The organism is Rhodoferax sp. (assembly GCF_011391645.1).
Lineage (GTDB): Bacteria > Pseudomonadota > Gammaproteobacteria > Burkholderiales > Burkholderiaceae_C > Rhodoferax.
In genome coordinates this window covers 24,595-34,601 of sequence record NZ_JAABQC010000020.1, presented here as the reverse complement: position 1 = coordinate 34,601, position 10,007 = coordinate 24,595, and the positions used below count along the sequence as shown (strand labels likewise).

Sequence of the window (10,007 nt, the reverse complement as noted above, 5' to 3'; positions counted from 1 at the left end):
CGTCGACCAGCACCACGGCAGCGTCGGCGCTGCTGGCGGCGGTGACCATGTTGCGGGTGTACTGCTCGTGGCCGGGCGCGTCGCCAATGATGAACTTGCGCTCGGCCGTGTTGAAGTAGCGGTAGGCCACGTCGATGGTGATGCCTTGTTCGCGCTCGGCGCTCAAGCCGTCGGTGAACTGCGCCAGGTCGGCCTCGCCGCTTTTGGAGACGTTGGCAAGCTGGTCTTGCAGCACGCTTTTGCTGTCGAGCAGCAGGCGGCCAATGAGGGTGCTTTTGCCGTCGTCAACGCTGCCGCAGGTGATGAATTTGAGGGCAGAGCTGGTGTCGAACTGGCCGGATGCGGCGCTCTGGATGGCGTGAGCCGCTGTTAAATCAATCGTGTTCATTAAAAATATCCGTCTTTCTTGCGCTTCTCCATCGAAGCCTCTGAGGTTTTGTCGTCCATGCGGGTGGCGCCGCGCTCACTCACGTCGGCGGTAAGGGTTTCCAGCACGATCTGGTCTGGCGTGGCGGCCAGGCTTTCCACGGGGCAGGTGCAGGTGATGTCGCCCACGGTGCGAAAGCGCACGTCGCGCGACCCGGCCACTTCGCCGGGTTTCAAGGGGGTGAGCTCGGTCACCGGCACCAGCAGGCCCTTACGCTCGACCACCTCGCGCTTGTGGCTGTAGTAGAGCGAGGGCAGGGCGATGGCTTCGCGGGCAATGTACTGCCACACATCGAGCTCGGTCCAGTTGCTGATCGGGAACACCCGAAAGTGCTCGCCGGGTTGAATTTTGGTGTTGAACAGGGTCCACAACTCGGGCCGCTGGTCTTTGGGTTGCCACTGGCCGAAGCTGTCGCGGTGGCTGAAGATGCGTTCCTTGGCGCGGGCTTTTTCCTCGTCACGGCGGGCGCCGCCAATGAGTGCGTCAAAGCGGAATTCTTCGATGGCCTCCAAAAGTGTGACCGACTGGTGCACGTTGCGCGACTCCCCCGGGTGCGCCAACCGCACGGTGCCGCGCGCCATCGAGTCCTCGACGCTGCGCACGATCAGGTCGGCACCGAGTTCGGCGGCGCGGGCGTCGCGGAAATCGGTGACCTCATGGAAGTTGTGGCCGGTGTCGATCATCAGCAGCGGGTAGGGAATCTTGCCGCCGTTGGCCGGCGTGCCAAAGGCTTTTTCAGCGCACTTGAGCATCACCAGTGAGTCTTTGCCGCCTGAGAACAGCAGGGTGGGGCGCTCGAAGGCGGCGGCCACTTCGCGCAGGATGAAGATGGTTTCTTCTTCCAGCGCATCCAGATGGGCATTGCTCAAATGGTCAGGGCGGGCGTGGTGCGTCATGGCGTGCAGCAATTCGGGGGAGGTGGGAGCGTTCATTTTTTTGTTTGCTTATTTGTTGTCATTGCGAGGAGCGAAGCGTCGTGGCAATCCAGGGTGTGCGGGTTCATGCGTATGTTGCGGGTAACGGGCTGGCTTTCACATGCAGGCCGCATTCCTTGGCTGCCTCGTCTTCCCACCACCAGCGCCCGGCGCGAAAGTCTTCGCCTGCAGACACAGCGCGGGTGCAGGGCGCGCAGCCGATGCTGGGGTAAAACTGGTCGTGCAGCGGGTTGTGGTCGACCTGGTTGTCGGCGATGTAGTGCCAGACATCGCCCCAGGTCCAGTTGGCCAGCGGGTTGTACTTGAGCTTGGTGGCGTCACTGCGGTCGGTCAAAGGCACCTCGGCGCGGGTGCCCGACTGCTCGCGGCGCAGGCCGGTGATCCAGGCGTCCTTGCCGGCCAGGGCACGGCTCAGCGGCTCCATCTTGCGGATGGCGCAGCAGGCTTTGCGCAGGGCAATGCTTTGATACATGGCGTCCGTGCCCTCGCGTTCCACGAACTGGATGGCCGCCTCGCGCACCGGCGCAAACACCTGCACTGGCGCCCGTGAGGTGGCCTGCAAGCGGGCCAGCAGCGCCAGGGTCTCGGCATGGAGCTGGCCGGTTTCCAGCACAAAAATGCCGATGTCGAGCTGCAAGCGGTTGATCAAATGGGCCAGCACCATGTCTTCAGCGCCCAGGCTGCAGGCCAGCGTGATGCGCGGCGCGTCGCCTGCGTTCCGTGGTGCGTGGTCGAGCGCGGCCTGTTGCAACAGTGCCTGGGTCTCGGCGAGTTTTTGCGCAAAGGTGGCTGAGGCGCGGGCGTTGAGGTCGATGGCGCTCATGCCGTGGCTCCGTGCAAAACGAATTGGGGTTGGGGCTGCCCCGCGTCGCCCTGATAAAACCCGGCAAAGTGGGTGAGTTGGCGTTGCGCGTGGGCCAGGCTCTGGTCGGCGCGCAGCACGGCCGAGCTGAAGCCCGACCGCTGCATTTGCAGCAACTGGTCCACCAGCACGTCGCCGGTGGCGCGAATGTCGCCCGTGAAACTGAGGCGGCGGCGCAGCAGGTAGGCCTGGCTGAAGGCGCGACCGTCGGTGAACTTGGGAAAGTCAAGTTCAACGCGCGTGATGCCGTCAAGCGCCAGGGTGCTGGGGTCGGCGTCATTGGCAAGTGCCACCACCTGCAACCCGGCGGGTGTTTTGTTAGCGGCGTCTGATGGGATCAATTCAAGCGTGTTCATGTTCAGGGTGTTCCAGGGGTCAATCGGTGGCGGCGTCGGCGGTGGCCAGGTGGACATGCAGCACGCGCCCGCCGTCACGGGTTTCGTGACGCACGGCGTTGGCCGCCAGCTTGAAGGGGTCGGCGCCGACACGGCGCACACAGTCGATGAAGGTTTCGCCCGCTTTACGGTAAACACGGTAGCTGTCGATGAGTGCTTCGACCACGTCGGTCACCTCGCTGGCCGCAAACGACGGGCCAATGACCTTGCCGGGCACGGCGGCGCCGCTCAAGAGGCTGCCGTCGGAGCCGCCAAGCGAGATCTGGTACCACTCGCGGCCGTCTTTGTCCACACCCAACACGCCAATGTGGCCAGTGTGGTGGTGGCCGCAGGAGTTCATGCAGCCGCTGATGTGCAGGTCGACCGGGCCGATGTCGAACAGCTCGTCGAGGTCCTGAAAACGCTCGGCAACCGCTTGCGCCAGCGGCAGCGAGCGGGCGTTGGCCAGCGCGCACAGGTCGCCGCCGGGGCAGGTGATCATGTCGGTGAGCAGGCCGATGTTGGCCTTGGCCACGCCAAGCGCGCGGGCGGTTTGCCACAGGGCGGGCAGGTCGTGCTCGGCGACCCAGGGCAGCAGCAGGTTTTGCTCGTGGGTGACGCGGGCTTCACCGGCGCTGAAGCGGTCGGCCAGGTCGGCGGCGGCGTCGAGCTGGTCGGCGGTGGCGTCGCCCGGCGCGTGGCCCAGGCGCTTGAACGACAGCGTGACCGCGCGTAAGCCCGGGTTCTTGTGGGCGCGCACGTTTTGCTTGAGCCAGCGCTGGTAGTCGGCGGCGTCCTTGGCCGATAGCTCGGCAGCAGTGCCTTGGCTTGGGGAGGCCGCGCCTGAAGCCATGACCGGCGGCAGGAAGTGGGCTGAGACCCGGTCGAGCTCGGCCTGCGGGATGGCGTGCGCGGCGCCGTCGTGACCCAGGATGTCCTCGAATTCGGCGTTGACTTCATCGATGAAACGCTGGCCCTCGGCTTTCACCAGAATCTTGATGCGTGCCTTGTACAGGTTGTCGCGGCGTCCAAAGCGGTTGTAGACGCGCACCACGGCCTCCAAATAGTTGAGGATCTGGCTCCATGGCAGGAACTCGCGCAGCGTGCTGGCGATCATCGGCGTGCGGCCCATGCCACCGCCGACCAGCACCTTGAAGCCAACTTCGCCGGCGCCATTGCGCACCAAGTGCAGGCCCACGTCATGCCAGGCAACGGCGGCGCGGTCTTCAAGGGCGCCGTTGATGGCGATCTTGAACTTGCGCGGAAGAAAGGCAAACTCGGGGTGCAGCGTGCTCCACTGGCGCATGATTTCGGCATAGGGACGCGGGTCAATGACTTCGTCGGGGGCGATGCCGGCCAGCGCGTCGCTGGTGATGTTGCGGATGCAGTTGCCGCTGGTCTGAATGCCGTGCAGGTCGACTGTGGCCAGCAGGTCCATCACATCTGCGCTCTTGTCCAGTGGAATCCAGTTGAACTGCACGTTCTGGCGGGTGCTGAAGTGGCCGTAACCCACTGGCAGGTGCGGCGTGCCGAGTTCGGCCTGAGTCTCGCTGGCGTGCTGGTAGACGGCGGCGCTGGGCTGGTCGTAATCGCGGGCAATTTTGGCCAGCACGCGCAGCTGGCGGCTGGCCAGCTCGCCATAGGGCACGGCCACGCGCAGCATGGGCGCGTAGCGCTGCACATACCAGCCGTTTTGCAGGCGCAGCGGGCGAAATTCGTCGTCCTTCAATTCCCCGCGCAGGTTGCGCTCGAGCTGGTCGCGGTACTGGGCCGCGCGCTGGCGGACAAATTGGCGGTCAAAGTCGGTGTATTGGTACATGGTTCAGTCGGTGGTCGCGGGTTTTAATATGGGAGGCGCTAGAGCGCAATCAGCTTGGTGCCGGCATACGCCAGCAGCACGGACAAGAGCGAGCGGATGGCGCGCTCGGGCACGCGGGTCATAAAGTGCGAACCAAGCCAGATGCCGGGCAGCGAGCCCGCCAGCAGCAGGCTCAGCATCGACCAGTCGACCGAGCCCAGCGAGGCGTGGCCGGCACCAGCCACCAACGTCAGCGGCACGGCGTAGGCAATGTCGGCGGCCACAATGCGCGGCAATGGCAGCATCGGGTAGAGCAGCAACAGGGCGGTGACACCGATGGCGCCGGCACCCACTGACGTGAGCGTCACCAGGGTGCCGATCAAGCCGCCCAGCAGCAGCGGCAGACTCCAATGGCGCGGCGTGGTGGCCATCGTCTCCTGGCCAGGTGCAATGCGGAGCGGGACAGTCTTTCCGCGCACGGCCTTGTACAGGGTGGCGGCAGCGGTGAGCAGCAGCGCCACGCCCAGGGTTGATGTCATCAGTTGTTGGACGACGGCATCGGCCGGGCCCATGGTTTTGAGCATCCACAACGTCACGAGCGCCGCCGGAACACTGCCTGCGCTGAGGTGCAGCACCACGCGCCACGGCACCAGGCCGGAGCGCGCCATCTTGACGGTGCCGCCCATTTTGGTGAAGGCGGCAAACAGCAGGTCGGTGCCGACCGCCATGTAGGGTTTGACGCCGAAAACGAAGATCAGGATCGGGGTCATCAGGGAGCCACCACCGACGCCGGTCAGGCCAACCACAATCCCGACAAAAAAACCGGCAGAAATTAGAGCGATGTCATACATGGGGGTGGACTGTACGGGTCAACCCATATGTTTCAAACTACTTTTTTATGATTACTATATATTCCAAATGCATATAGGACTGGCTTCCTGGCAGGTTTCGCCAGGCCTCAGCAAGGTATCATGACGCTTCGTTTTCGAGCCGGCCATGGTTTTTGGCCGTTTTATCCTGTCCGAGCCATCGTTACCGATCCCTGTGCGTCTCAATTCCATCAAGTTATCTGGCTTCAAGTCGTTTGCCGAGCCGACCAATTTTGTGCTGCCCGGGCAATTGGTGGGGGTGGTCGGCCCCAACGGCTGCGGCAAATCCAACATCATGGACGCGGTGCGCTGGGTGCTGGGCGAAAGCAAGGCATCGGAATTGCGCGGCGAGTCGATGCAGGACGTGATTTTTAATGGCACCACCACGCGCAAGCCGGCCAGCCGGGCCAGCGTGGAGCTGGTGTTTGACAACGATGACCACCGCGCTGGTGGTCAGTGGAACCAGTTTGCCGAGATTGCCGTCAAGCGCGTGCTCACGCGCGACGGCACCAGCAGCTACCTGATCAACAACCAGGTGGTGCGCCGCCGTGATGTGCAGGATGTGTTTCTGGGCACGGGCTTGGGGCCGCGCGCCTATGCCATCATCGGGCAGGGCACCATCAGCCGCATCATTGAGAGCAAGCCCGAAGAACTGCGCCTGTTCCTCGAAGAGGCAGCGGGCGTGTCCAAATACAAGGAGCGCCGCCGCGAGACGGAAAGCCGCCTGGGTGACACGCGGGAAAACCTCACCCGCGTCGAAGACATTTTGCGTGAGCTCAATGCCAACCTCGACAAGCTTGAAAAGCAGGCCGAAGTGGCGCAAAAATTCAACACCCTGACGGCTGCCGGCACGCTCAAGCAGCACCAGCTCTGGTACTTGAGGCGCGGCGAATCTCAGGCCGAGCAGGACCGCATTCAGGCAGAAGGACTGGCCGCGGTGAACGCACTGGAGGCCCGCACCGCCGACCTGCGCCATACCGAGGCCGAGTTGGAAACCGTGCGCCAGGCCCATTACGCCGCTGGCGACCAGGTCAACCAGGCCCAGGGCAGGTTGTACGAAGCCAGTGCCGAAGTGGGCCGGCTGGAGGCAGAAATCCGCTTTGTGGTGGAAGGCCGCCAGCGCGTTGAGTTGCGGCTGCGCACGCTGAATGAGCAAGCGACTGAATGGGCCACCCGCCGCAGCGATGCAGAGTTGGCCCTGGAAGACCTGGCCGAGCTTGAACTGCTGGGCGAAGACAAAAACGAGGTGCTGGCCGCCAGGCTGGAGGAGCAGGCGCAGCACCTGCCGACGCTGGAAGAGGCTTTGCGCCAGGCCCAGCGCGCTGCCAGCGATCAGCGCGCCAGTGTCACCCAGGTGCAGCAGCAGATCGGTGTGCTGGCCGCCGAGCAACGCGGCATTGAAGAACAATCGCGCCAACTGGGCACACGACGTGAGCGGCTGCTGGCTGACCGCAACAGCCTGGTGGCGCCCGATGAACACAAATTGTCCGAGTTGCGGCATTTGCTGGAAATGGCGCAGGAGGCAGCAAGCGTGGCGCAGGCGCGGCTTGAAACGCTGACCGACAGCGCCCCCGAGCTTGACGAGCGGCGCCGCAACCAGCAGCAGACGGTGAACCGCGAGTCGGCGCAACTTGCCGAGTTGTCGGCCCGGCTTGACGCGCTCAAGACACTGCAGGAAAAGGTCAAGACCGATGGCAAGTTGCAGCCCTGGCTGCAAAAGCACGGCCTTGACCACTTGCAGGGTCTGTGGAGCCGCCTGCACATCGAGCAGGGATGGGAGAACGCCCTGGAAGGCGCCTTGCGCGAACGACTGGGCGCGCTGGAGGTGAGCCGGCTGGAGTCGGTTCGGGCTTTGGCGCTGGACGCGCCGCCAAGCAAGCTGGCCTTTTACAGCCCGCCGCCCGCTCCGGCCACCCCGACCCATGCCGGGCTGCCGCGCTTGTCCGGCTTGCTGCGACTGCACGATGCCGGCCAAAAAGCGGTGCTCGACGACTGGCTGCAAGGCTGTTTTACCGCCAGCAGCCTGGATGACGCCCTGGGCAATCGCGACAAACTCCAACCCGGCGAGATGATTTATGTCAGGAGCGGCCATGCGGTGGGCCGCCACAGCGTCAGCTTTTACGCGCCAGATTCGGAACAGGCGGGTCTGCTGGCGCGCGCCCAGGAAATTGAAAATCTGCAAAAGGAGTTGCGCGCCCAGGTGCTGATCAGCGACGAGGCGCGGGCATTGCTGGTGCGCGCCGAGGCCGCCTATGCCGATGTGGCGCAGCGTCTGGCCACGACCCGCAAGGAGGCGAGTGACGCACAACAAAGCGCCCACATGCTGCAAGTGCAAACCCTGCAGCTGAGCCAGCAGTTTGATCAGGCCCGCAGTCGCAGCACCCAGTTGGCCACTGACCTGGCCGAGGTCGAGGGTCAACTCGATGAATTGCAGGAGCGCCGCGTCAGCGCCGAGGCGCGCTTTGAAGAGCTCGACATGCAACTCGCCGACACCCAGCAGCGCCATGCCGAGCTGGATGACCTGGTGGTGGTCGCCGAGCGCAAACTGGGTGCCAGCCGTGAGCAGCAGCGCAGCCTGGAACGTGAACAGCAGGAGGCCGCGTTCAGCCTGCGCAGCCTGGAGGCGCGCCGGGCCGAGTTGTCGCGCGGCATCGAGACGGCCGTGGCGCAGGCCGCCGCGGTGGCTGCCGAGACGCAAAGAGGACAGGATGAACTGGCGCGCCTGAACGACGCCGCCGCGCAAGGTGGCCTGCAACAGGCGCTGGCCGTCAAGCTGGAGCGCGAGCAAGTGCTGGGCGCCCAGCGCAGCCAATACGACGATCTGACCGCCAAACTGCGCGCCAGCGACGAGCGCAGGCTGCAACTGGAGCGGGCGCTCGACCCCCTGCGCGCCCGCATCACCGAATTCCAGCTCAAGGAACAGGCCGCGCGGCTGGGTTTTGAGCAATACAGCCAGCTCCTGAACGACGCCCATGCCGACCTGGAGGCGGTGGCGCAGTCCATCGCACACGACAACGTGCGCCTGGCCGGTTTGCAGGGTGAAATTGACCGCATCAACCGCGACATCGCCGCTCTGGGCGCGGTCAACCTGGCCGCTCTGGACGAACTAAGCGCCGCCCGCGAACGCAAGCAGTTTCTGGATGCCCAGACGGCTGACCTGCAGGAGGCCATGACCACGCTCGAAGACGCCATCAGGAAGATCGACGGCGAAACCCGCGAACTGCTCTCAGACACCTTCAACAAGGTCAACGAGCATTTCGGCAAAATGTTTCCGGAGCTGTTTGGCGGTGGCAATGCCCGCTTGGTGATCACCGGCGACGAGATCCTGGACTCGGGGGTGCAGGTGGTGGCGCAACCGCCGGGCAAGAAAAACCAAAGCATCGCCCTGCTTTCGGGCGGCGAAAAGGCGCTGACCGCCATTGCGCTGGTGTTTGCCATTTTCCAGCTCAATCCGGCACCCTTTTGTTTGCTCGACGAGGTCGATGCGCCGCTGGACGACGCCAACACCGAGCGTTATGCCAAACTGGTGGTCAGCATGAGCAAGGGCACCCAGTTCTTGTTCATCAGCCACAACAAGATCGCCATGGAAATGGCAAGACAGCTGATTGGGGTCACCATGCAGGAGCAGGGCGTGTCGCGAATTGTGGCGGTGGACATGGACGCTGCACTGTCAATGTCAGAATGGGGAGAACAATGATTACTTTGCAAATGAGTTTGTTGCTGCTTGGGCTGCTGCTGCTGCTCGCCATGGCCGGCTATTACGCCTGGCTGGCGCGCAAAAGCCGGCCGCGTCAGGCGGAACCGGCCGAGCCACGTCTGGGCGAGCCAGCCGATAGTCGCATCGAGCCCCATTTGAACGACCATCCGCTGAATGGCGACACCTTTGCCAGCAGCCCGGCCCCTGAAAAAAAGCCGGCCCTTGATCCGCTGATTGATGCCGTGGCCCCGATCGCGCTGGAGGCGCCCGTGTCGGGCGAAGCCGTGCTGGCAGCTTTGCCGTCAACCCGCAGGGTGGGCAGCAAACCGTATGCCATCGAGGGCTTCAGCGTGCAGGATCAGCGCTGGGAGTCGCCGGTGGCGGGACAGTACTACAGCCAACTGCAGGCCGGTGTGCAACTGGCCAACCGCTCTGGTGCGTTGAACGACATCGAGTTTTCCGAATTTGTCATGAAGACGCAAAACTTCTGCGATGCCATCAACGGCACCCCCGACCTTCCGGCGATGCGCAGCGAGGTCAGCCGCGCCCGCGAACTCGACCAATTTGCCAGCAGCCATGATGCGCAACTGGTGTTGATGGTGCAGGCCCGCCGGGCGGCCTGGAGCCCCAGCTATATCCAGCAGACCGCGGCGCGGCTCGGTTTTGTGATGGGTTCCATGGCGGGTCGGCTGGTGATTCCGGCCAGCACGAGCGGACTGCCGCCGGTGGTGAGCCTGAACTTTGACACACTCACCGCGCTGGCGGACGACCCCACTCAATCGGCCTTGCGCCAGATCACGCTGGGGCTCGATGTGGCGCAGGTGGACCGCAACGAAAAGCCTTTCGATCGCCTGCGTGAAGTGGCCGACGCGCTGGCCCGGGAGATGGACGGCATGGTCACAGATGACCAGGGCGCGGCCCTGTCGCCCGAGGGCATGACGGTCATTGCAGCAGAACTGGAGCAGTTGTACGACTTGCTGGCGCAACATGAACTGGCGTCTGGCTCACCCTTGGCGCGCCGGCTTTTTTCCTGAGACCCGTCATG

8 protein-coding genes are annotated in these 10,007 nt (G+C 64.1%); 2 read left to right on the top strand and 6 right to left on the bottom strand.

Annotation, left to right across the window (positions count from 1 at the left end; translation table 11 throughout):
- The 6 genes from GPS82_RS04535 to GPS82_RS04510 form a co-directional block, all read right to left on the bottom strand.
- A partial coding sequence (locus GPS82_RS04535) for a GTP-binding protein (protein WP_296491461.1) occupies nt 1-388 on the bottom strand: 388 nt, incomplete at its 3' end.
- Entirely contained in the window at nt 388-1,323 is a 936-nt protein-coding gene (gene cysD, locus GPS82_RS04530) for a sulfate adenylyltransferase subunit CysD (protein WP_296491468.1), read from the bottom strand. The genes cysD and GPS82_RS04535, both read right to left, overlap by 1 nt.
- 103 nt (nt 1,324-1,426) lie before the next feature.
- The gene (locus GPS82_RS04525) at nt 1,427-2,185 is read right to left on the bottom strand and encodes a phosphoadenylyl-sulfate reductase (RefSeq protein ID WP_296491459.1); all 759 of its coding nucleotides are present in this window, start codon (nt 2,183-2,185) and stop codon (nt 1,427-1,429) included.
- Nucleotides 2,182-2,580, bottom strand: a complete 399-nt coding sequence (locus GPS82_RS04520) for a DUF934 domain-containing protein (protein WP_296491458.1) — start codon at nt 2,578-2,580, stop codon at nt 2,182-2,184. The genes GPS82_RS04525 and GPS82_RS04520 overlap by 4 nt, the downstream gene beginning before the upstream one ends.
- Nucleotides 2,581-2,599: 19 nt before the next feature.
- Entirely contained in the window at nt 2,600-4,417 is a 1,818-nt protein-coding gene (locus GPS82_RS04515; protein WP_296491455.1) for a nitrite/sulfite reductase, read from the bottom strand.
- A gap of 38 nt (nt 4,418-4,455) precedes the next feature.
- Nucleotides 4,456-5,247, bottom strand: coding sequence for a sulfite exporter TauE/SafE family protein (locus tag GPS82_RS04510; RefSeq protein WP_296491454.1), 792 nt, complete (start codon nt 5,245-5,247; stop codon nt 4,456-4,458).
- 193 nt (nt 5,248-5,440) lie between these two features.
- Between GPS82_RS04510 and smc the strand changes: the two genes are divergently transcribed.
- On the top strand, nt 5,441-8,962 hold the full coding sequence (gene smc, locus GPS82_RS04505; protein ID WP_296491452.1) for a chromosome segregation protein SMC: 3,522 nt from the start codon (nt 5,441-5,443) through the stop codon (nt 8,960-8,962).
- On the top strand, nt 8,959-9,996 hold the full coding sequence (locus GPS82_RS04500; RefSeq protein WP_296491449.1) for a cell division protein ZipA C-terminal FtsZ-binding domain-containing protein: 1,038 nt from the start codon (nt 8,959-8,961) through the stop codon (nt 9,994-9,996). The genes smc and GPS82_RS04500 overlap by 4 nt, the downstream gene beginning before the upstream one ends.
- Nucleotides 9,997-10,007: the final 11 nt, after the last annotated feature.